Genomic DNA, 23,067 nt, shown 5'->3' on the forward strand with positions numbered 1-23,067 from the left:
GTTAGCCACAGCTTGTTTAAGTGCGCTTGCCATTGTTTCGCAGAGGTTCGCTTTTTCGATACCCTATGTGTTGAGTTTCGCCAGACTTTAAGCCAGATTTCTATTTAGGGCTGAACCACACAAAGATGGAGATCGACAAAGAATTCAACAGAATACCTGCGCTAGGTGTGATCAATATCGAACACAAAACCGGGTCAAATTCAGGCTAGATTCCACAGTTTGGGCGACGGTAAGTCGCCTTGATGCTTATCTTCTCCATCAGCGTAGCGACATGCATATGGCCAACTTCAAACATCCGAATTCCTGCTAATTGGTGCTCCAGATGCAATTCATCGATCCGCCGCATCAGTGCCAGCTCGCCAACAGATACAGGGCGTGATGAATAGTAGACACTGCTACGGCTGAATGCGAGTAGCTTCGCCTGTCGTGCCAACGAAAACTTTTGAGCGCGGTCAATCATTTTCTTCCGCCCAGCAATCCCGCCTTGCTGAGCGCTCCGGCCAAAAAGTCGTTCTCCAGCGTTAGCTTACCGATCTTCGCATGCAGCGTTTTAACCTCGACGGTTGGCTCTGCTAATTCTGCCTTTGTCTCGCCGGCTAAAACACCGATCGCCCCCTCGAGAAGCTGATCTTTCCATCGCTATATCTGGTTCGCGTGAATGGCAAACTGTCGAGATAACTCCATTACCGTTTGCTCGCCTCTGATCGCAGCGAGCTCAACTTTTGCGTTGAAAGCTGGGCTATGGTTTCGGGGTGGTCGTCTCGTGATGATATCTCCTGATCCCGGCATCTAAGCCGAACTCAGGTAGAGTTTCACTTATTCCAGCTGTGCAGATTTCCGGAGCCACCTCTAAACTGACTTACATATAATGTACAAAAGCTCACTAACAACAATTCCAAATTTTTTAAGCTCGTCAAAATATAAATCAAGAAACAATTAGATCTTTAATATGGCCTTTCAAAACAGCTGACTTTTTTTGATCGACCCACACCGGAATATCGAGGAACCTAAGCCAATCGCCCGCGTTTTGCTCAGCCTAGTCAGTGGCAACACCAGGGAGAGATGAAATGGCTACAACTGAAAAATCATCAACGAATAACAAATCTCAGAAAAAGGCCGTTGCAAAGACAGCGCGTGCGTCAGGAGCCAAGACCGCGAGCGCAAACGCTGAAACGAAGAAAAAGCGAGCCCATGCCGTAGCGACAAAAACAGCGGCTCAGAAAGCAAAGCGTTCATCGAATAAGGATGAAAAGAGCCTTTCCGATCTGTTTGAACACGCACTCGGTGATATCTATTACGCAGAGAAGAAAATCTACAAATCTTTGCCAAAGATGATCAAAGCCGCCGATCATCCTGCACTAGTCGATGCGTTGACTTCTCATCGTGAAGAGACTGCCACACACATCGAAAAACTTGAAACCATTTTTGAACTGCTAGGCAAGCGAGCCAAAGCAGAAAAATGTGATGCGATTGATGGAATCCTTGAAGAAAGCGAAGGCCTTCTCGAAGATTTTGGCTCCAGTGTTGCAGTTGACGCAGCGATTATTTTCAGCTGTCAGGCTGTAGAACATTATGAAATCACCCGCTATGGCTCGATGAGTTCGTTCGCTGAAGCTCTTGGTTTAGATGAAATCAAAACGCACATCGATGATATCTTATCTCAGGAGAAGGCTGCAGATAAGGCCTTGTCGGAACTTGCTACAGAATCTGTGAACGCAGCAGCGACAGAATATGACGAAGAATAATATGTGATTTCACAGAAATACTGGTCGGAGCTTATTTCGACCAGTATTCTTGTATGTTAATATAAGGTTTTAATATTTTAAAAGACTGCCCAATCATAATCTGAATATGACTTCTTTGCTTGCCGTTTTATGCTGCTACTTCGAAATTGTCATTAAGCTTCGCGGCTCGGTAAGCCATACGCCCACCTCTGGTTCGACTAGCATCATCAATTATCGACTGCCCAATGATCTCACCAAGGTCAGCAGCGCTCGTGATACCCTGAACAAACGGTTTTTTATGAAGCAAGTAAGAGACAGCTGGTAGGTATAATCCACGAATAGGTTTAATTCCTGCTACAAGCGGGCGGCACTGATTATCAATATCTATCCCTCCAGTACGCCTCTGATTTCCTTTAGATGTCTTTGTGCGAGCAGAAGACACAAGACCTTTGTTTTTGAGGCATGCAAACGGTATATTTTCGGCAGATAATGTCTTTTGACCAGTTGCATCGATAAACGTATTAAACACTAATTCTTCGCCACTAGATTTTACAACCGTTTCTCGCTTATTATTAGCAGTCAAAATTTCTGACTGGTCACCAAGGGCAACGATCCGCAATCTCTTTGCCTCATGCAGTGCCAACAGGCGTTCTATCGAGATGTGAGGTACTGTGGCATAATCGTCAGCGAAAATGCTTTTAAATGAGTGATTGAATCTGGCGTAGTCCTCGGTATTGAAATGGTTGACTGCCATCTCAATAATTTCATGTGTAATCAGAATTGCGTATCGCCAAGCTATGCTATGTTTCGCATCATAATTTCGCTTAGCTTCATCCAAGTTCAATTTAGCCCACACGAATGGGTCTATCTTATCCCTTACGCCATAGTATGCTGTCGCGAATGTATCGACGGTGAGTTCATCCAAATGTATCAGTTGAGCATATTTAGGATCAGCAATTGCAACTTCTCGTCGGAACAAGTCGAACACATCATCGAGCAAACGACTGCTGCCAAGTGAGATCCGCTCGGTTACCGCCTGCTTAGTACAGATTAATGGATTTTCATAAGGAATTGGAAAGTAAAAATCTGCCTCTGGCAGAAGACCTTTTCGAGACATCATTATAACTTCGAACTCAGCATGGTTGTCGCCAATTTCATACCGAAGTTGGCCGTCATGCATCCTGTTAAATTTTCCAAACTTTGTTGCAAGCGTCATTACCGCGTCGATTGCGCTTAACGATGTGCCCAATATGCCTATCTTTTCGCTGGAAATTGATTGTAGCGCAGTCGCAGGCCATGGACTGTCGAAATAACCAGGCGCGGGTTCTTGAGCCGTTGGAAAGCTGTGACCAGTGGCTGCGATGACATAATCGAAAAAATCAAACTGAGGAAGATCTCCGAATTTTATTAGGAATCCGCTTCTCTTTGGAACGATGTCTAAAACACGACAGGATTCTCGAACACGTATGTTGTGTCCTGATAGCATCCCTTCTGAAACGATTGTTTCAAACTGCTGACGTAAATAGTCACCGACAACAACCCGTGGGTAAAAAGCGCGGTCAAAAATCGCACATCGATCCAATTCAAGTTCCTTGAGATATTCGTCAGGCTGGTTTTTAAGCCATGAAACAAGCGTTTGGGGAAGATGAGGGATTTCGATGCTCGGTATATTGGACATCATTGCATCGTCGTTGATGCCACGCTGATACGGAGTTCCCTTACCAGCTACGTCCGAGGCTTCGAAAATTGTTATGTCAAATCGCTTATGGGAAGTAATAAGTTTTTGTAGAGCAAATATACAAGTTGGACCAGATCCAACTACAGCTACCCTTTTACGCATCTCGAGCTCCAGGAGCGCCAAATGCGCTTCGCACCTAATAAACGGATTGGCTCAACGTCTGTTCCATCTCAAAGCCAACGATCCAAAAGAATTATTTCCGTTGAGCAGCTACTCGAATTCACAAGTCTTGATGCAGAACAAAGAAGGAGCATAAATTAGAGGAGGCGTAGGAAGGAATAAAGAAAGGGCTGGCGGCTTCCAACCCTTAGACTTTTCGATTTCGAGCAGCTAATGGCTGGTCTTCAAGGTCGATGATTATCACTTTTAAGAAGCCGTATATGGTACACATACGGAACAAGAACTCATCATCACTCATGTGAGCAAAACCGCCACTTTTCGGCGTCTCGTTCTACTCCAGCTTCGCCCACTTTTTTAGTGAATGTAATGGCAGGTTTTCCGGAAGGTATCTTTGCGATTTATAATCAGACGTCCAGCTTTGCCTTCGACAGTTACAGGAGCATCGTAACATCCTATCTGGTAGTCATAATTCAAATATTGGACTTCATAAGCATTTTATATCAAAGCATGATCAGCAGGATGATACGGATGGATTTTGACGATCTAATCCAGTTTTAAAGAAATCACTTAATCAACCTGAAGATGGCAGATTTTCTTGGAGAAGCTACTCCAAGTGCACCAATTCGGCTCATTGAGAATATTCCTAACTGACAATCAATACCTAGGTCCTAGACGTGACATGTGGCCCATATCCTTTTGGGACAATAACTCAGAATGGCGAATAGCGGTGCAAAACTAGTATTTGTGGAATGAAACTCGTTACGCAGCTGGCTTACTAACTGAGAGTTTATATACTAACCCCTCGGGTTTGAAATCTAGAAGACTTTCGCCGCCGAAGTAGCTCGCTGCCACCCGCTTGATTAAGAGGGAACCAAAGCTTTGCCGCGTCGGAATTCTCACCGCGGGCCCGCCACTTTCTACCCATTGAAACTCGAACTGCCCACCGGTCAGATACCAACTGATAACCACTTTACCCGACTGATTAGACAGTGCACCATATTTAACAGCATTTGTTGCGAGTTCGTGGATCGAAAGCGAAAGGCCCAGAGCTTGTTGTGGATTGAGGCTGTAACGTTCACCCACAATTTCAACGCGCGCATCTGGACTTTGATGGGCACCAAGAGCTGCCTTTACAATTTCGCCAACATCTGCTTCGGTAAATTCGGTGGAAGTCAGGATATCCTGCGCACTCGCAAGCGCTTGAAGGCGGCTATTTATGATTTCCTTTGCTGTCTCGACCGATTCCGACAGGCGCAAAGTCTGCGCAACAATCACCTGAACGACTGCAAACGTATTTTTCATTCAATGCGCCAACTCGAAATTGAGCAACCGCAGTGTTTCTTCCGACGATTTACGTACCGTGATGTCCGAGGCAGAGCCCATCCAACTGTCAATTTCGCCGTTATGGTCGAAGAGCGGCACAGCCCGCGATAACGCCCAACGGTGTTGTCACGTTAAGTTTCTCTTGCCGGAAAGGCCAGGGGTTCGTAGATATTCAGGCGACACAGGCCGCAATTTTCCATGCATCGAAAGCTTCGAGGCGATGGTAACGAATTGTGTGTGCGGCTCGGCGACGAGATGGAACAGAGAAACAATTGCGGGTAGCTGAGTGCATGGAAACGAACCGTTGCAACGCTCCCGGTGATCGGTGGCCTTGCATGGTTCGCTCCCGTTTCCTAAACGGCAGATGGCTATTCTCGGCTCGATTATTGAGGCCCTTGTGCGACCAATGCTCAAGGCCGGGTGCCACTACTGCTTTTGCTGCACTGTACGAGCGGAGCTTATCAGTGATGATCCGTTTGGGAGCGAAGCCATAGCGCTTCATTAACGCCACGAGCATTCGCTTTGCTGCCCCTTTATCTCGCCGCTTCTGCAAGATTTGTTCGAGAACGATGCCGTTTTGATCCACCGCACGCCAGAGCCAGAATTTCTTTCCAGAGCATTGGACGACCACTTCGTCCAAATACCAAATATCGCCAGGGCGCGCCTGACGACGCCGCAAGTTGCGCGTGATCTGGGCTCCGAACTTGGCGATCCAACGACGAACTGTCTCGTATGATACGTCGATACCACGCTCAAGCAGCATTTCCTCAACTTCACGCAGACTAAGGTTGAACCGCAGATAAAGCCACACCGCATGAGCAATAATCTGTGGCGGAAAACGGTGACGCTTGAAGATGATATCTGATGGCTGCATCGTCAAAATTTATGCCCAAACCGTCAGGCAGGCAACTGCAGTCCAGTTAACGTGACAACACCCCTGGCCGAGATGCGAACAAAGCGCTGCCCACGCCGCACCAGACGATCGCGCAGCTCCTGCATTCCAGAAGCATTTTGTATTTATCAACGTCCTGATTTTGTTGGCAATCGTCTGCAATTCGGCAACTGGGAAGGCGACTTGATTATCTTTGATCGTGACCTTGGAGGAGCCAATGTCACGACACTTGTCAAACGCAAGAGCCGCTATTGCGTCATCATTAAAAACAACAGTCGGCGTTCAAAGCCTATCGTGAATAAAATCATTCAGGCCTTTGCAGCGCTGCAAATAGAAAACCTTAAAGCGCCGATCTGATCATTCTGATCGGCGCTTTAAGCTAGCGGAACTCTGCAAGACGCTCTGTTAAAGAAGCAAAGGTCTGGCCATCCAGATTAATGATTATGCCGCGGTGGCGTCTTCGAAAGCTGACGAAATTTTTCCGCATCACGAATGGTTGCACCATCCGCAAGTTGCGTGACGGTTTGCCGGTAAATCATCTGCCAGGGCGTCGCATCCGCCGGTGTCTTCGGAAGGCCGTCCGCCTTCCGGCGCGCAATCTCAACATCATCCACCAACATATCGCACCTGCCCTGATTGAAGTCGATGCGAATAATATCGCCATTTCGCACCCATGCCAAACCGCCGCTTGCTGCACTTTCCGGTGAAGCGTTGAGAATGGATGGACTATCAGCGGTACCAGATTGGCGACCGTCACCGATGGTCGGCAGACTGGTAATGCCGCGTTTTAGCAAGTGATCCGGAGGCTGCATATTGACCACTTCGGCAGAGCCCGGCCAGCCGAGTGGGCCAGCGCCCCGAATGACCAGAATGCAGCGCTCATCAATATTGAGCTCCGCATCGTTGATGCGCTGATGATAATCCTCAGAGCCATCAAAAACGATAGCACGACCATCAAAAACGCCCTCGCGGCCCGGCTCTGAGAGATAGCGCTCGCGAAATTCCGGTGAGATCACACTCGTTTTCATGATGGCAAAATCAAACATATTGCCCTTCATGACAAGGAAGCCCGCACGCCACTTGAGCGGCTGCGCATAGGGGTAGATCACATCGCGGTCCGATGTTTCCCGACCTACGATATTTTCAGCAATCGTTTTGCCGGTAACACTCGCACAGGCCCCATCAAGCTTTCCCGCCGAGAGCAGTTCCCACATGATTGCCGGAACACCGCCCGCCCGGTGGAATTTCTCACCCAGATATTCACCCGCTGGCTGGATATTCGCAAGTAGCGGGATGTCAAACCCCTCATCCTGCCAGTCTTCTGGCTTGAGTTCCACACCCGCATGTTTTGCCATCGCCATCAGATGTGGCTGCGCATTGGTTGAGCCGCCAATCGCCGAATTAACTTTGATCGCATTGATGAATGATGCGCGCGTGAGAATACTGGATGGACGGATGTCTTCCAGCACCAGTTCGACCGCGCGGCGGCCTGTGCGGTACGCCATCTGGCCGCGCTCACGATAGGCTGCCGGAATGGCAGCGCAACCTGTAAGCGACATGCCAAGCGCCTCTGCCATCGCATTCATCGTCGATGCCGTTCCCATCGTATTGCAGTGGCCGACCGATGGCGCAGAACTTAGCGCTGCTTCAAGAAATTCTTCTTTTGTAATTTCACCTGCGGCATATTTGCGGCGCGACTGCCATATCACCGTGCCGGAGCCTACGAGCTTGCCCTCATGCCAGCCATCAAGCATAGGTCCGCCCGAAAACACGATTGCCGGAATATCGACCGTTGAAGCGGCCATCAAAGCGGATGGGGTAGTCTTGTCGCAACCTGTTGTCAGCACAACGCCATCAAGCGGATATCCATAGAGCATTTCAACCAGCGTCATGTAGGCCAGATTGCGATCCAGCGCTGCCGTCGGGCGTTTGCAGTTTTCAAACAGCGGATGACTTGGAAACTCAATGACAATGCCGCCCGCGTCCCGGATACCGTCCCGAATACGCTTCGCAAGATCAAGATGATGTCGATTGCAGGGGTTGAGATCGCTGCCAGACTGAGCAATACCAATGATTGGCTTGCCCGAACGCAATTCTTCAGGCGTGGTGCCATAATTCATGAAGCGCTCAAGATAGAGCGCTGTCAGATCCAGATGATCGGGATTATCGAACCAATCCTGAGAGCGTAGCCGACGCGGCGTGTTTCGATCATCATTCATTGGTCTTCCTCCGGCTCACGGTTGTTGAGCCTCTCCAAATGCAGCAACAAGCCTGAGTGGTCCTTTTCCCCATGGCCAGATTCTACGAATGCGCGGAATTCATCACGAACTCCCTCGGTCAGTGGCAACTCAAGGGACAGAGTTTCAGCCATTGCTGCGACTGCATCCAGATCTTTCAATTGTAATCGTGAAGGTCCACCAGGCTCAAAACTACGCTCTACCATGCGTTTGCCATGCAATTCCAGAATGCGGCTTTCCGCAAAGCCACCGCGAATGGCATCGCGAAACTTGCCGCGATCCGCACCACCGGCTTCCACCAGCATCATGGCTTCAGCAACGGCACCGATGGTGATCGCAACAATCTGCTGGTTGGCTAGCTTGCATACCTGCCCCGCACCCGAAGGCCCGACATGCGTAACGCGGCCAAGAGCTGCAAACACATCCGCCAGTTCCTCAACAAGTGCCCCATCACCGCCAGCCATGAGTGCAAGAGTTCCTGCCTCTGCTCCGACAGTTCCGCCGGAAACAGGGCAATCAATATGCCGGATACCCATTGCATTCAAATGCTGCGCATGTTTCCGCGCAATCGGTGGAGCGATAGACGAAGTATCAATGACAACGGCACCCGTCTTAAGTGCGGCGGCAACGCCCCCATCAAACAGCACCGCGCCGACCGCTTTGCCATCGGAAAGCATTGTAAAAACCAAGTCGGCGTCTTTGACAGCTTCAACAGCGCTTGTGGCGACAATCGCACCATTTTGAGCCAAGGGCTTGGCCTTTGTGTTATCGCGATTCCACACAGAAACGCTATAACCAGCACCAAGCAGGCGTCGAACCATTGGCGCCCCCATAAGGCCTGTGCCAAGGAAAGCAATCTTGTGCGTCAAAGCGAACCTCCAAGCTCATCCTCAATATGAGCATGAATAATCTGGTCAAATGAGGTTTCTGCCTCAAACCCCAACGCGTGCGCGCGCTTGGCTTCAAAACCCGGCGCCCATCCCGCACACATCTTTATGATCATCTCATCGGGCTCGCGACGAATAAGCGCGACCGCTTTTTCACCGGCGATACGGCGTAATGCTTCGATCTGCTCTCCGACGGTGACGGAAAGGCCCGGCATAAACAAATTGCGGCGCGCTCCAACGCGCTGAAGATCCATCGTAGCCCCATGAATAAGAAAACCAACGGCAGAGCGCGGCGAGGCATGCCAATGACGAACGTCTTCGGATACGGGCAACACGGCTTCCTGCCCGATCAAGGGCTCACGCAAGATATTCGAGAAGAAGCCTGATGCGGCGGCGTTGGGCTTGCCCGGACGAATGCAAATCGTCGGCAAGCGGATACCAATACCATCGAAAAAGCCGCGCCGCGTATAATCGGATAACAGCAACTCGCAGATTGCCTTCTGCGTGCCATAACTGGTTAGTGGTGTCAGGTGGAACTCATCGGGAATAGGAAACGGCAGTGGCGCGCCGACAACTGCAATCGAAGACGTGAAAACAATGCGCGGAAAATAACCGTCTTCCATGTGCGCTTGGCGAACGGCATCAAACAGAAGACGCGTACCATCGAGATTGATCCGGTAGCCCTTATCAAAATCAAGCTCTGCTTCACCCGAAACAATGGCCGCCAGATGAAAAATGATGTCTGGGCGTGTTTTTATCAGCTTCTCAGCGGTGCCGGGTACAGAAAAATCGCCACTTTCAAGCCTGACCTTGCCTGTAAAACCTGCAGGTGATTCCGGCTTTACGGCATCGACCAGCGTCAGTGTTTGGATTGACTTGCCATCAAGGCCGCCATCTTTAACCAATCGCTGCGACAGCTTGCGACCGACCATACCTGCCGCGCCTATAATCATAATATGCATTATCTTCTCCTCCACGACAGATCTTATTCGATTCTGTGTGCTCCAACACCACAAGCCCGAAAAAGTATTTGTAAGGTTGTCTGATAACCTTATATCATGCGCTTGAAAACCAAAATAATGAATTTGCCCTCTGCATCATCGAACAAGGCAGGCAGGAGGCTGGAGGAATCATGCAACTGGAAATCAGACCCACAAGCGCCGCTGACATCGCATCAGATCATGTGCAGGCGCTGATCGCTCAATTGGGAGCAGACCTTGTTCTTTCCGGCGACGATATGGATCGCTTTTGCCGCGACTGGCACGATGATGTGATTAGCAGTGCTGTTGCGGTGCTGCGTCCGCGTTCGACACAAGATGTGTCCGCATGCGTAAAAGCGGTGAGCGCGCGTGGACTTTCCATTGTCCCGCAAGGCGGCAATACCGGTCTCGTGCTTGGAGCAATACCCGATTCCCCTGCAACGCAGGTTGTTCTAAGCCTTGAGCGCATGACAAACGTGCGCAGCATTGATGCCGATGATTTTTCGGCAGTCGTCGAGGCTGGCTGCATTCTGTCGGAATTCAAGGACAGGGTTGAAGCGGCTGGAATGTTCTTTCCACTTGCGCTGGGCGCACAGGGATCTTGTCGCATTGGCGGAAATGTGTCCACCAATGCAGGCGGCATTAATGTGCTGCGCTATGGCATGACGCGTGAACTCGTCCTCGGTCTGGAGGTTGTGCTACCGGATGGCTCCATCTTCGATGGCCTTTCAACGCTGCGCAAAGATAACCGCGGTATAGACCTGAAGCAGCTGTTCATCGGTGCCGAGGGCACTTTGGGCATCATTACAGCCGTTGCCGTCAAGCTTATGCCGCATCCTGAACAGGTCACGACCGCGCTGCTCGGACTGAATTCTCTTAATGATGCGATCGCGCTCTATCGCCGCGCACGATATGATTGTTGCGACTTGATCTCGGCATTCGAGTTCATGCCGCCTCTTGCCTTCACTCTGGCACGCGAAGCAATGCCGGATTTGGCCATGCCGATGGACGGAAATTACCCGGCCTATGTACTGGTGGAAATTTCCGGCTCCGGCCTGATAGATATTGAAGACCTCATGCAGCGTTTTCTTGAAAACGTCATGCAGGATGGTCTTGTTGTCGACGGGGTCATTGCAACTTCGCATGACCAATCCCGTAAACTTTGGTTGTTCCGCGAAGGAATGAATGAAGGCCAGGCCAAGCGTGGCCCGCATCTGCGGACAGACGTTTCTGTGCCATTGTCGCGCCTCGCCGATTTTGTCCGTGACGCAGAAGCTGCCGTTTATGCTTCTCTTCCAGAATGCATTTGCGTGTCTTACGGTCATGTTGGCGACGGCAATGTTCATCTCAATGTTCTGCCGCCTGTGATGCTTGATCGCAAAGAGACTGACACCTACATTTATGCAGCCAAAAACATCATCAATGATGTGCTCGAACGTTATGAAGGCTCAATCAGTGCAGAGCATGGGATTGGTCGCTTGAAGCGTCCAGATTTTGAAAAACGCTTGCCTGATATTCGCAGGCAGTTGCTGAGCAAGATCAAGACTGCAATTGATCCGGCTCACGTGATGAATCCGGGCTGTCAATTGAGCTTTCCTGTGAACTCTCAAACAAGCACCTGAAGAATATACACAGACGCGCTGCATGTGGGCGGAATTTGCGTACATAATATGTTGGAAATGTTTGCCTGCATGTGTTGCTGCGAAGCGCGGAGCGACGCTCAATCCCTATCGTTGTTTTTTGCGGGTCCGCTGATAATGCAGACAACCGTTTAAAATTAAGCTGCAACAGATGATCACTGAACACGTAATTTCAGTTCTGGACAGGGAAACAAACTCCAACTAAAACAGTTGGCACGGTTGTCAGACATCCTGACAATAAGGCAGCATCGGTGTTGGAGGCCGCTGTCTTATAAAATGAGCATAGCCTTGTTCCATGTGGAGGAGAAGGCCAGCAAGCGACCTGTTTGTCGCTAAATGTTGAGTCGTATGTTTCCCTTGGCCGGAGACAGGAAACAAATAATTGTAGCTTCCATTGGAGGGAGGCTATGGGGAGGAGGGTCGCTTGAATTCAAAGCATTCGCTGAGTGCACTCAGAGTTTCGCCTGCCAATGTGCAAAATGCAATTTTGTTCGACTGGGTCTCTGCACCGGATACAAAAGGCATGATGTCATGATCAAGAAGCTAACTGATCTGTTTTTCCGATTTCTGGCGCTGCTTATGATTTTGGCGCTGGCAAGCATGGCACTGATGGTTTTCATCAATGTTGTCTTTCGCTATGGCATGAATTCAGGCATTGCCATTTCCGATGAAATGTCCCGATACTTTTTTGTGTGGCTGACCTTTATTGGTGCCGTCGTTGCACACCGTGAAAACCTGCATATGGGCGTTGAGACGGTCGTACAACGCTTTGGGCGAACCGGTCGAATAGTTCTCATGAGCGTTTCCAATCTAGTTATCATGGGTGTTTCGGCAGTCCTCTTTTGGGGAACTTGGCAGCAGTTGCCTATCAACTCCTCCATGGTCGCGCCTGTGAGTGGTCTTTCCATGGGCTGGGTTTACGGCATCGGGTTGTTCACGGGCGCCGGCATTTTCCTGATTTCGCTTGAAAGACTGTTCCGCATTTTAACGGGCCGCATCACCGAAGACGAAATTTCTGCCTTCGCGGGTGAACATACTAGCATTGAAAAACTCTCGGAGCGTGCCTGATGACTCTTCTCGTATTCATTGGATCGCTCGTCGGCGCTATGGCCATCGGCGTACCGGTCGCTTTTGCACTTATGCTCTGTGGTGTCGCGCTGATGTGGCACATGGACATGTTCAATACGCAGATTATTGCCCAGAACATGATCGCAGGTGCTGATACATTCACACTGCTGGCGATCCCTTTCTTCATTCTCGCTGGTGAGTTGATGAACTCAGGCGGCCTATCCCGTCGGATCATTGATTTTGCAATTGCCTGCGTTGGTCATATTCGCGGTGGATTGGGCATCGTCGCCATTTTCGCGGCCATCATCATGGCGTCTATTTCCGGCTCTGCGGCGGCCGACACTGCAGCACTTGCTGCCATTCTCATTCCGATGATGGCCAAGGCGGGTTATAATGTTCCTCGCTCTGCCGGCCTTATTGCTGCAGGCGGCATTATTGCGCCGGTTATTCCACCTTCAATGGCCTTCATTGTCTTCGGTGTCGCCGCCAATGTCTCCATCACAAAACTTTTCATGGCAGGCATCTTCCCCGGTGTCTTGATGGGAATCTCTCTCATCATCACCTGGCTGTTGGTTGTCCGGAAGGACAAAGTCGAAACTCTTCCTCGCGTTTCAGGCAAAGAGCGCCTGAAAGCCAGTGGTCGCGCTGCATGGGCACTTGGCATGCCCGTCATCATTCTGGGTGGCATCCGGGCCGGAATTGTAACGCCCACTGAGGCGGCGGTTGTTGCAGCGATGTACGCCCTCTTCGTGGGCATGTTCATTTACCGCGAACTCAAGATAACCGATCTTGGTCACGTGTTTCTTCGAGCCGCGAAAACAACGTCTGTTGTTATGTTCCTTGTCTGCGCGGCTCTCGTGTCTGCATGGCTTATTACAGCAGCGAATATTCCGGCTGAGATCAGCAACTATATCGAACCACTGATCGACCGTCCGACTTTGTTGCTCTTCGTGATCATGCTTCTGGTTCTGGTTGTGGGTACAGCACTTGATCTGACACCCACGATCCTGATCTTAACGCCGGTTCTGATGCCGATTATCCAAAAAGCAGGTATTGACCCTGTTTATTTCGGCGTTCTCTTTATTATGAATACATCTATCGGCCTTCTCACACCACCGGTTGGTGTTGTGCTGAACGTCGTCTCCGGCGTTGGCCGCGTGCCGCTCGGTCGTGTCATAACAGGTGTTTTTCCGTTCTTGATTGCCGAGATTTGCGTATTGTTCCTTCTGGTTCTGTTCCCAAGTCTCGTTCTTGTTCCTGCCAGCTGGTTCTATTGAGTCACTGGTTTCTTCTACTTTCTATAACTCTGGGAGGATACTTATGAGAAAATTCCTAATCGCAACAACCGCACTGGTTTCTGCCGTTGCAACTTTTGCCATTGCACCAGCACAGGCTGAATTCAAGAGCCGCAACATCCGCGTCTCCAATGGCATCAATGCTGATCATCCAGTCGGCGACGGCATCAAGGCAATGCAGGCATGTCTTGATGAAAAATCGGATGGAAAGCTGAAGTTGACCGCATTCTGGGGTGGCGCTTTAGGCGGCGATCTTCAGGCAACGCAGGCTCTGCGTTCTGGCGTACAGGAAGCCGTTGTCACGTCCTCTTCGCCTTTGGTCGGCATTGTTCCAGCACTCGGCGTCTTCGATCTTCCGTTTCTGTTCGCCAACGCTGAAGAAGCCTATACCGTGATGGATGGTGAATTCGGCGATCTTCTGAATGAAAAGCTCGATGCGGCAGGTCTGGTTAATTTGGGTTATTGGGAGAACGGCTTCCGCAACCTGTCCAACTCAAAGCGCCCAGTCAACAAATGGGAAGATCTTGAAGGTATGAAAGTTCGCGTTATGCAGAACAATATCTTCCTCGATACATTCAAAAATTTTGGCGCCAATGCCACTCCAATGGCCTTTGGTGAAGTTTTCTCTGCGCTGGAAACAAAGGCTATTGACGCACAGGAAAATCCCTATGTGACAATCGACACCTCTAAATTTTATGAAGTGCAAGAATATGTTTCCGAAACAAAACACGCCTACACACCGTTCCTTTTCTTGTTCTCCAAGCCTATCTTCAATACCTATTCTCCTGAAGAACAGGCTGCTCTGAAGGAATGTGCCAGTGTTGGTCGCGATGTCGAACGCAGCGTGATTGCCGAACTCAACAAGAAGTCGCTGGCAAAAATCGAGGCGGCTGGCGTAAAATTCAACACGATCACGCCTGAAGAACATGCCCGCATCCTCGAAAAGTCTCAGGTGATCTACGAAAAGCATAAGGCTGACATCGGCCCAGATATCGTGGACCGCGTTCAGAGCATCCTCGCTGATCTGCGCAAGTAAACCTAAGCATCAATGCAAATATAAAACCCGCGGCGTTTGTTCACCGCGGGTTTTTCATTGAGAGGTTTTTGATAGATAAAGAATACGCTTTCAGGCTTCCCGCTTTACCCGTTGTTCGCGGAAGAAGATAAACAACCCTGAACCCACGATGAGCACTGCGCCAATCATCATGCTTGTTCTCGGAACATCTCCGAAAAACATCCAGCCAAACAGCACAGCCCATAACAAAAGCGTATATTGCAACGGAGCGACGGTTGCCGCATCGGATATTTTCAATGCGCGATTAACGAGCATATGCGCAGCCATAGCAACGATTCCCAAAAGCAGCATGAGTACAAGATCGGTAGACGTTTCCATCGGCCGCCAGTCAAATGGCGCAAAAATGAAGCCTGCGATCAGCGCACCTATTAATTGAAAGAAAACCAGCGTTTTGTCCGGTGTGGCGCGTAGGCTGCGGCCTGAGACCATCATGAAAGCAAAGGCAACCGTACCGACAATCGAAATAATCGCGGGCGTGGTAAACATGGCACTGGAAGGATTAAGCGCGATAATTACCCCCACGAAGCCTATACTAATGGCTGCCCAGCGACGCCAGCCAACTTTTTCGCCAAGCAGAAAAGGCGAAGCTGCTGCTACATAGATCGGTGCGGCCAACCAATATGTCATAACATCAGCCAGCGGCAGATACATCACAGCATAGTAGAACGCAAAGACCTCCAAGGTCGAAAAGAAAACACGTGCTGCTTGCAACAAAGGTTTTTCCGCTCTCACAATGGGTTGAAGCCCAGCCCGCCAAAGAAAGGGTGCCAAAATTATAAGCGCCGCAACACTACGAATGAGAATAACCTGACCAACGCTGTAACTGGCTACAAGCCATTTACCCATTGCATCGTTTAATGAAAACATCAGCATGCCGACAAGCATAATAGCCGGTCCGGCGATTGCTGACATGGCGCTACCGCCGTGGTGTGGTTGTGTGGTGGCAGACATGGAGCCTCCGATCATGACTGTAAGTTAAATTGTTCGACCTTATATCGAGGCTGTATCTGAAACCCGGCGACTTACCGTGAATGCTTTGTCAAGATCCGGGTTTAATGCCATACCAAGACCCGGGCCGGGCGGCACCGTAATCATGCCGTTCTTCACCTCCGGCAAAGCCGTGACAAGATCGCGATACCAGGTCCGATAAAAGGCACGGACACTCTCCTGCACCAGTGCGTTCGGCGCATTAAGCGATAGATGGGTCGAAGCACACAACACTACTGGACCAGTACAATCATGCGGCGCAACAGGAAGATGCCAGGCTTCGGCCATTGACGCTATTTTCCGGGCCTCAGACAATCCTCCACACCAGGAGATATCGAGCATAACAATTCCCGCGACACCCGTTTCGAGATAGTCACGAAAGCCCCATCGGGAGGCAAGTGTTTCAGATGCGGAAATGGGAGCGGGTGAGACTTCTGCATAGCGTTTGAGACTGGAGAGACTATCCATCTTGATCGGATCTTCATGCCAGAAAGTGCCATAAGGCGTCAGCGCTTTTGCGATCTGCATCGCGGGCAAAAGCTGCCACATGGAGTGGAACTCCACCATAATATCGATACGGTCACCAACGGCCTTGCGGATTTTTTCAAAAGGCTCAAGCGCTGCTATCATATCCGACGATGCTATATATTGACCGCGCGTTTTTTCCGCAGCTGCATCAAAGGGCCAGATTTTCATAGCCGTGATGCCCTCGTCAAGAAGAGAGTGGGCCAATTCATCTGCCCTGTGTAAAAAGCCATTCAGATCATCATAATCGCGACCGGTCGAAAGGCCATAATTAGCTGTGGTCTGGCCAGTTGCCTTCTTGATATATTCTGTGCCGGCACACGTGTTGTATGTTCGAATTTCGCGTCGCGAAAAACCACCCAGAAGCTGAGCTATAGGTTGGTGGGTTGCCTTGCCGAAAATGTCCCACAACGCAATGTCAAAAGCCGAGTTACCGCGTACTTCCGCGCCCGATGAACGAAAGCCGACATATCCCACAAGATCGGACGCCAAACGGTCGATTTCCAGAGGATCCTGTCCAATAACTCGGGGTACAACATACTCGTGAATGTAAGCTTCAACAGTTTTCGCACCGAAAAACGTTTCGCCAAGCCCCGTGATCCCCTCGTCTGTATGAACAAGAACCCAAAGCAGGTTCGCGCGTTCTGCCACGCGCACAGTTTCCAACGCCGTGATTTTCATAGATTCCTCCTAAACTCCCCCTTGAATACTCCTCATGAGCCTTTTGGATTACTCGCAACTTGACGAATGAAAGTAGCAAATTTGTTAGCGTTTCGAGATGCAGATTCTCAAAGGCATTGCCAAGTCGTTTCATTAAGGCTTCAAGTCGCTTGAGTCTGTGTTTTCAAGTGACTATTGTAGTAATGTACTCACGCTATAATGCAAATGAATCGGTGCGTGCATTACGGTTGGATATGGTGATGAGATTGTTGCGGCGAGGACGGAATATCATGTTGATATGATAGTAGTCCGAAAAGAACCGTTGCGCCTGACGCGATGATTTAAACCGCCTCATCATTTTTTTCCTGTTTTCAGCTTAGGCGATGTGAGTTATCAATTTTATTATTCAGGCCTTTATGAGCACGCTGTTCCGGCAACTGACGCTAGGTTTTGTATCGGATTGACGTAGCTGCGCAACTTGTGTGTCACAGCACCGCGTCGCTGACGGAACTATCTGATCAGTTTTGAAAAGAAATGCCTGGCGGCTGTGGGGTTCGGCGCGTTTCAGACAGAATATCAAGAACATGGCTGTCTGCATCAATTGCACGCTAGAGCCAGAATCTCTTTCCACCGATCATAGTGACGGCCTAATCCAAATACCATTCATCATTCGGCCTTGGTGGACGCTTGCGGATACAATAGGAAAAATGGCGGCAAAAGCGACTGATGGGTCGCCACCGGTCGACGATCTATCGCGAGATCAAGTGCAACAGCTTATGGACACTGAGATACCAAACTTGTCCGTCGTCGAATGATTTGAGATTATTTGTGTTTTTGAAGATTGGAGTTTCCGGCTCGGTTTGGGGTTTGATTTAAGCGGCTTTGGCCTGGTGGTTCAAGCGGCGTTTTCTGATGGTGTCTCGTTTGATCCTTTCGCGTTCGAGCAGGATGGTCTGTGCGCGTCCGAAGTAGACGTCGGCGGGAGTGAGATTGTCGAGGCTCTCATGGTAACGGCGATGATTGTAATGCTCGACGAAGGCTGCAATCTGGGCTTCGAGGTCCTCCTTGAAGAAGTAGTTTTCAAGCAGGATGCGGTTCTTCAGCGTCTGGTGCCAGCGTTCGATTTTCCCTTGCGTCTGCGGGTGGCCGGGAGCGCCGTGAACCTGGTCGATCTTGTATTTCTCCAGCCATTCGCCGAGATCGGAGGCGACGTAACACGAACCGTTGTCCGACAGCAGACGCGGCCGGTGCTCAACCTTGACCTTGTCACAGCCTGAGGCGGCCAATGCAAGATCGAGTGTATCGGTGACGTCATCCACCTTCATGCTGGTGCACAGCTTCCAGGCGATGATGTAACGGGAATAATCGTCGAGGATGGTCGATAGGTAAAACCATCCCCAGCCGATGACCTTCAGGTAGGTGAAGTCGGTTTGCCACATCTCGTTCGGCCTCGTGGTCTTGTCCTTGAACTCGTCATTGGCCTTGATGACAATATAGGCTGGCGACGTGATCAGGTCGTGAGCCTTGAGTAAGCGATAGACCGAAGCCTCTGATACAAAATAACTTTCCGTATCAGTGAACTTCACCGCCAGTTCACGCGGTGACAGGTCGGCATGATCGAGCGCCAGTGCGATGATGCGATCCCGGATATCGTCAGGGATACGATTCCACACCCGCGAAGCTGCGGACGTCCGCTCTTCCAGTCCTTCGACACCGTGGGCAAGGAACCGACTATACCATCGATAGAAGGTTGGCCTTGGAATGCCCAGCTTTTCCAGCGTCTGCCTGGCTGACAAATGCGACTGCTCCACAAGCCGGATGATCTCAAGCTTTTCGGTGGCGGGATATCTCATTCGTCGTCGCCCCCATCCCCGATCATGCTTTTTTTGAGCAGGCGGTTTTCCAGTGTGACGTCGGCTAATGCCTCCTTCAAGTCACGGCTTTCACGACGCAGTGCTTTAACCTCGTCACTGGTCGCCGAACGGACAGTATCGCCTGCAAGGCGCTTCTTGCCTGCATCGAGGAATTCTTTCGACCAGCTATAATAAAGGCTCTCGGCGATCCCCTCACGACGGCAGATCGCAGCAATACTGTCTTCCCCGCGCAGACCTTCCAAAACAATACGGATTTTATCCTCGGCCGAATAATGTTTACGCGTGGCACGACGGATATCTTTGATCGTCTTCTCCGCAGAAGACGTTTGGGGAACGGGTTTCTGTCTCATCTTTGCGTCCTTTGATAAAGCTATGATGAGCCGAAAATGGACTTGCCCTTATTTAGTGGAGGGGTTCTGTCACTAATTTACGGTTTATCATCTCGAACTGCATCGGTGATTTGTATCCGAGTGCAGAATGTCTGCGCACAGGATTATAGAAGCCGTCAATGTATTCGCCAATGGCTTTGATTGCATCCTTACGTGTGTAGAACACAGTGCGCCAGATCAGTTCCGACTTGATCGTTTTGAAGACGGTTTCCACCATTGCATTGTCATAGCAATTTCCTTTGCCGCTCATGGATGGAAGCATTTTGTGAGCTGTGAGGATTTTGCGATACTCATAACTGGCATACTGGCTTCCTCTGTCCGAGTGCTGGATCAGCCCCGGCTTTGGTTGACGGATTGCAATGGCTTTCTTCAAAGCACTGATCGCCAGATCCTTCTTCATCCTATCGCGTGCTTCCCAGCCGATGATGCGACGCGAATAAAGATCGACAACGATTGCCAGATATAGCCAGCCTTCTGCCGTCCATATGTAACTGATATCGACACCCCATTTTTGATTAGGCCCATCACAAGTGAAGTCCTGATCCAGAAGATTGGGAGCGACGGGCTCACCATGATTGCTGTCGGTCGTGCGTTTGAAGCGAGTTTTCTGCCGGGCTTTAAGGCCGTTTTCACGCATCAGTCGCGCCGTGCGGTGACGTCCTGCTCGAATACCTTCTTCGTTCAGTTCGACATGCATTCGAGGGCTGCCATAAGTTTCACGTGACAGCTCAAACTGATTACGAATATGCGCCAGGATGATCATATCGTCGAGCTGACGACGACTGGGCAAACGATGCTTCCATGCATAATAACCGCTGATACTGACGCCTGCGAAAGCGCACAGCCGTGACAGAGACATATGAGCCTTCTCCGTGTCGATGAACGCAAACTTCATCGACTTGTCTCCCGAGCGAAGAAGGCCGTCGCTTTTTTTAGTAGGTCACGTTCCTGTCGCAGGAGTTCATTTTCCTTACGAAGCCGGGCAAGTTCCTCGCTCATGTCCTCATGCGGACCAGAAAGCAGATCCTTCTCAGCAAAATTGCGACGCCAGCGGTCAAGTGTTGATTTGCCAATGCCAAGGTCGTCCGCAACCGATGAAATGCTTCGACCACTCGTCGTTAAAATACGAACGGCTTCCCGTTTGAAATCTTCTGTAAATTCGCGCTGCTTCAATTCTAAGTCTCCTGTCAGTTTTATCTAACAGAAGCCCTCCACTTTTGAAGGGGAAGTCCATCATTCAAGGTGCCATAAGTCTTGTAAGCCAGCTTCGCGTCACGAATGCACCGCTTTGATTGCAACTGGATGTCACCGAGTTCAAAAATGTCATAGGTCAATTCAGTATCTCCGAGACGTAATGAGTATGAGCAGTAGCGCCAATGCGGGTAACGTGGCGGCGACGAGAAGGTTTGTATGAAGATCGGTGCGGTCGACAATTTGTCCGCCAATGAACGATCCGGTTGCGATGGCTATATTGAAAACTGATACGAAAAGCGCAGTTGCAATCTCGATTGCAGAGGGTGCTACTTTCATCATCCATGTCTGTAAAGTTACGGACACTCCGCCATAGGTAAGCCCCCATAAGACAAGGATTCCGACGCCCGAAGCAGGTGTCCCACCCAGAACTGCAAACCCTAGAATTGCTATTAAAAGACCAATGATAATTGCGCAGAGCGTTGTTGCCAGTCTTTGAACGGCAAATGTGCCGGCCAGAAAATTTCCAGCAATTCCCGCTACCCCGTAGAGGAATAACAGCGAAGCGATCCATTCGGGCAACACCTTTGAGATTGCCTGCAATACTGGCCCGATGAACGTGTAGGCCATAAAATGTCCTGCGACGAGCAACAGTGTAAGTATAAGTCCAAGCTGAACGGGCAGGCACTTTAACGCACCAATGATCTGGCTAATTCCAATAGTCTGACTAATCGGTAAAGCAGGCAGGACGAACAGGCTGAGACCAAGTACGATTGCGCTGAACCCTGCCATTACACCGAATGCCCATCGCCAACCTGCGGCATCACCGATTAGCGCACCTACCGGCACCCCCATCACAGATGCGGCTGCGACCCCGCCGAAAATGATTGCGGTCGCAGTACCGATTGATTGCGTTGGCACCAATCTTGGTGCAAGCCCACCGGCTACCGCCCAAATGCCCCCTATACAAAAACCAACAGCAACGCGCGCTGCAAGGAGCAAGTAGAATGATGGAGCAATGGCTGAAGCAATATTGGCTGCCGTCAACAGAATAAGCAGGCCAGCAAGAATGTGTCGTCTATCGATGTCTCCCCCCATAATGATAACAAAAGGGGCAAAGAATGCCGCAAGGAATGCAGGAACCGAGATTATCAGTCCAGCGTTTCCTACCGATATTTCCAGTGTCCTTGCAATCGACGTCAAAAGTCCGACAGGCAGCATTTCTGTTGTCACAACTGTAAAGGTCGTGAGACCTAGAACACAGATGGATGCCCAACCTCTATGTCTTTTGGTATGTTTTGGATCTGTACTCTTTCGCATGGTGGCTACCCTCTATTGTAAGGCGACTTAACAGCGCCCCAAACCTGAGAGCAGCCTTTACTAGATCTTAGGAATTGATAAAGTCGCAGAATTCGGCAACAGATGGGACAAATTGGAAACAATGCTTGATCATTTCGGAGATGTGCTGGCTTTCGTTCGTGTTGCGGATACCGGAAGCTTCACTCAGGCTGCTGAAAAATTAGGTATCACGCGATCGGCGGTGGGAAAGAGCATCGCGAGGATTGAAACAAACCTTGCCACTCGCCTAATCCATCGCACAACACGGAGCGTAAGTCTGACCGAGGAAGGCAGACTGTTTTACGAGCATGCATTGCGCATTCTGTGCGAGGTTGATGATGCAGAGGCGACGCTAGCTGAGCGCAATCAGATTCCCAAGGGGCGGCTTCGCCTCGACATTCCAACAGCGTTCGGTCGGTTACACGTTCTCCCCATTCTTCAGCGATATCTTGCAGAGTGGCCGGAGCTTGAAGCGGATGTTACTTTCTCCGATGATTATTGCGATCTGGTCAGCGATGGAATTGATATTGCAGTTCGTATTGGTGGGCCGACTGATAGTGGGTTAATCCGACAGGTTCTGGCACCGCACCATTTTATCACCTGTGCAACGCCAGCCTATTTGAAACAACATGGAATTCCGCAAAACATAGCGGACCTTCAAAATCATAAAAAAATTGTGTTTACCTATGCAAATGCATCATTACCCTGGCGTTACCAGGTAGATGGAAATATCCGAGATATTGTGGTCCAAGGGAACTTGAAACTGAATAACACCGAGGCTATCCGCGATGCAGCCCTTGACAATCTAGGCATTGTTCAGTTGGGCGCATTCCTTGTCGGCGAAGACATCAAGCAGGGCCGCCTTGTACCTCTTCTACAGGAATTACGTCGCGAGGAAATGCCTATAACCGCTGTATATCCAACGCGCCGCCATGTTTCGCCAAAAGTCCGCAAATTTGTCGAGATGCTGCGCAAAGAATGGATCGTGTGTCCGCCTTGGGACTGAATTTCAGTCGCCAGAACAGAATGCCCTGCACAAGAGTTGCAACCCTCATCACGGTCATTAACTGCATGATATTTGGAATGGCCGCTTTAGAATGCGCGTGAATTGTAAAGCAATGTCC

General features: G+C 50.1%; 18 protein-coding genes and 1 pseudogene. 7 read left to right on the plus strand and 12 right to left on the minus strand.

Annotated elements, in window-relative coordinates:
- Positions 1–217 precede the first annotated feature (217 nt).
- A pseudogene (locus U2P60_RS19460) lies at positions 218–789 on the minus strand (IS3 family transposase); the annotation flags it as partial.
- A 278-nt stretch (positions 790–1,067) separates the two neighbouring features.
- On the opposite strand from U2P60_RS19460, the gene U2P60_RS19465 reads away from it, so the two are divergent.
- Entirely contained in the window at positions 1,068–1,745 is a 678-nt protein-coding gene (locus U2P60_RS19465) for a ferritin-like domain-containing protein (RefSeq protein ID WP_413574000.1), read from the plus strand.
- A 127-nt stretch (positions 1,746–1,872) separates the two neighbouring features.
- Here the strand turns inward: U2P60_RS19465 and U2P60_RS19470 are convergent, their stop codons facing one another.
- The 3 genes from U2P60_RS19470 to U2P60_RS19480 all read right to left on the minus strand — a co-directional run bounded on the left by U2P60_RS19470 (position 1,873) and on the right by U2P60_RS19480 (position 5,779).
- The gene (locus tag U2P60_RS19470; protein WP_413574002.1) at positions 1,873–3,564 is read right to left on the minus strand and encodes an FAD/NAD(P)-binding protein; all 1,692 of its coding nucleotides are present in this window, start codon (positions 3,562–3,564) and stop codon (positions 1,873–1,875) included.
- A 777-nt stretch (positions 3,565–4,341) separates the two neighbouring features.
- Entirely contained in the window at positions 4,342–4,884 is a 543-nt protein-coding gene (locus tag U2P60_RS19475; RefSeq protein ID WP_413574004.1) for a sensor histidine kinase, read from the minus strand.
- Positions 4,885–5,077: 193 nt separating this feature from the next.
- Positions 5,078–5,779 (minus strand): IS6 family transposase, encoded by a 702-nt coding sequence (locus tag U2P60_RS19480; protein ID WP_413574006.1) that lies wholly within the window; start codon positions 5,777–5,779, stop codon positions 5,078–5,080.
- Between the two features lie 201 nt (positions 5,780–5,980).
- Between U2P60_RS19480 and U2P60_RS19485 the strand changes: the two genes are divergently transcribed.
- The gene (locus U2P60_RS19485; RefSeq protein WP_413574008.1) at positions 5,981–6,154 is read left to right on the plus strand and encodes a hypothetical protein; all 174 of its coding nucleotides are present in this window, start codon (positions 5,981–5,983) and stop codon (positions 6,152–6,154) included.
- Between the two features lie 77 nt (positions 6,155–6,231).
- Here the strand turns inward: U2P60_RS19485 and U2P60_RS19490 are convergent, their stop codons facing one another.
- The 3 genes from U2P60_RS19490 to denD are packed head-to-tail and all read right to left on the minus strand — an operon-like array spanning position 6,232 to position 9,883.
- Positions 6,232–8,016 (minus strand): IlvD/Edd family dehydratase, encoded by a 1,785-nt coding sequence (locus U2P60_RS19490; RefSeq protein WP_413574009.1) that lies wholly within the window; start codon positions 8,014–8,016, stop codon positions 6,232–6,234.
- Positions 8,013–8,903: an NAD(P)-dependent oxidoreductase gene (locus U2P60_RS19495; RefSeq protein WP_413574010.1), complete on the minus strand. Its 891-nt coding sequence runs from the start codon at positions 8,901–8,903 to the stop codon at positions 8,013–8,015. Before U2P60_RS19495 ends, U2P60_RS19490 begins: the two co-directional genes overlap by 4 nt.
- Positions 8,900–9,883: a D-erythronate dehydrogenase gene (denD, locus tag U2P60_RS19500; RefSeq protein WP_413574012.1), complete on the minus strand. Its 984-nt coding sequence runs from the start codon at positions 9,881–9,883 to the stop codon at positions 8,900–8,902. Before denD ends, U2P60_RS19495 begins: the two co-directional genes overlap by 4 nt.
- A gap of 170 nt (positions 9,884–10,053) precedes the next feature.
- On the opposite strand from denD, the gene U2P60_RS19505 reads away from it, so the two are divergent.
- From U2P60_RS19505 to U2P60_RS19520, 4 genes are all read left to right on the plus strand, one after another.
- Positions 10,054–11,523: an FAD-binding oxidoreductase gene (locus U2P60_RS19505; protein ID WP_413574013.1), complete on the plus strand. Its 1,470-nt coding sequence runs from the start codon at positions 10,054–10,056 to the stop codon at positions 11,521–11,523.
- A gap of 549 nt (positions 11,524–12,072) precedes the next feature.
- Positions 12,073–12,609 carry a TRAP transporter small permease gene (locus U2P60_RS19510; RefSeq protein WP_413574015.1) on the plus strand — a complete coding sequence of 179 codons (537 nt, stop codon included), beginning with the start codon at positions 12,073–12,075 and terminating at the stop codon, positions 12,607–12,609.
- Positions 12,609–13,886 (plus strand): TRAP transporter large permease, encoded by a 1,278-nt coding sequence (locus tag U2P60_RS19515; protein WP_413574017.1) that lies wholly within the window; start codon positions 12,609–12,611, stop codon positions 13,884–13,886. The genes U2P60_RS19510 and U2P60_RS19515 overlap by 1 nt, the downstream gene beginning before the upstream one ends.
- 43 nt (positions 13,887–13,929) lie before the next feature.
- A complete protein-coding gene (locus tag U2P60_RS19520; protein ID WP_265985923.1) occupies positions 13,930–14,940 on the plus strand; it encodes a TRAP transporter substrate-binding protein in 1,011 nt (336 codons plus the stop codon).
- Positions 14,941–15,030: 90 nt separating this feature from the next.
- Here U2P60_RS19520 and U2P60_RS19525 read toward each other — a convergent pair whose 3' ends face one another.
- The 5 genes from U2P60_RS19525 to U2P60_RS19545 form a co-directional block, all read right to left on the minus strand.
- On the minus strand, positions 15,031–15,930 hold the full coding sequence (locus U2P60_RS19525) for a DMT family transporter (protein ID WP_413574019.1): 900 nt from the start codon (positions 15,928–15,930) through the stop codon (positions 15,031–15,033).
- A 39-nt stretch (positions 15,931–15,969) separates the two neighbouring features.
- Positions 15,970–17,172: a mandelate racemase/muconate lactonizing enzyme family protein gene (locus U2P60_RS19530; protein WP_413574021.1), complete on the minus strand. Its 1,203-nt coding sequence runs from the start codon at positions 17,170–17,172 to the stop codon at positions 15,970–15,972.
- Between the two features lie 851 nt (positions 17,173–18,023).
- Positions 18,024–19,375, minus strand: a protein-coding gene (locus U2P60_RS19535; protein ID WP_413574022.1) for an IS3 family transposase whose coding sequence is annotated in 2 segments (ribosomal slippage) — positions 18,024–19,039 and positions 19,039–19,375 — 1,353 coding nt in all. Because the reading frame shifts where the segments join, the coding sequence is not laid out codon by codon here.
- A 52-nt stretch (positions 19,376–19,427) separates the two neighbouring features.
- Positions 19,428–20,587, minus strand: a protein-coding gene (locus U2P60_RS19540; protein ID WP_413570911.1) for an IS3 family transposase whose coding sequence is annotated in 2 segments (ribosomal slippage) — positions 19,428–20,326 and positions 20,326–20,587 — 1,161 coding nt in all. Because the reading frame shifts where the segments join, the coding sequence is not laid out codon by codon here.
- Between the two features lie 162 nt (positions 20,588–20,749).
- Positions 20,750–21,925: an MFS transporter gene (locus tag U2P60_RS19545; protein ID WP_413574023.1), complete on the minus strand. Its 1,176-nt coding sequence runs from the start codon at positions 21,923–21,925 to the stop codon at positions 20,750–20,752.
- Positions 21,926–22,046: 121 nt separating this feature from the next.
- On the opposite strand from U2P60_RS19545, the gene U2P60_RS19550 reads away from it, so the two are divergent.
- The gene (locus U2P60_RS19550; protein ID WP_413574024.1) at positions 22,047–22,949 is read left to right on the plus strand and encodes a LysR family transcriptional regulator; all 903 of its coding nucleotides are present in this window, start codon (positions 22,047–22,049) and stop codon (positions 22,947–22,949) included.
- Positions 22,950–23,067 lie beyond the last annotated feature (118 nt).

It is taken from the genome of Brucella sp. H1_1004 (assembly GCF_047308065.1).
Taxonomy (GTDB): domain Bacteria; phylum Pseudomonadota; class Alphaproteobacteria; order Rhizobiales; family Rhizobiaceae; genus Brucella; species Brucella pseudogrignonensis_B.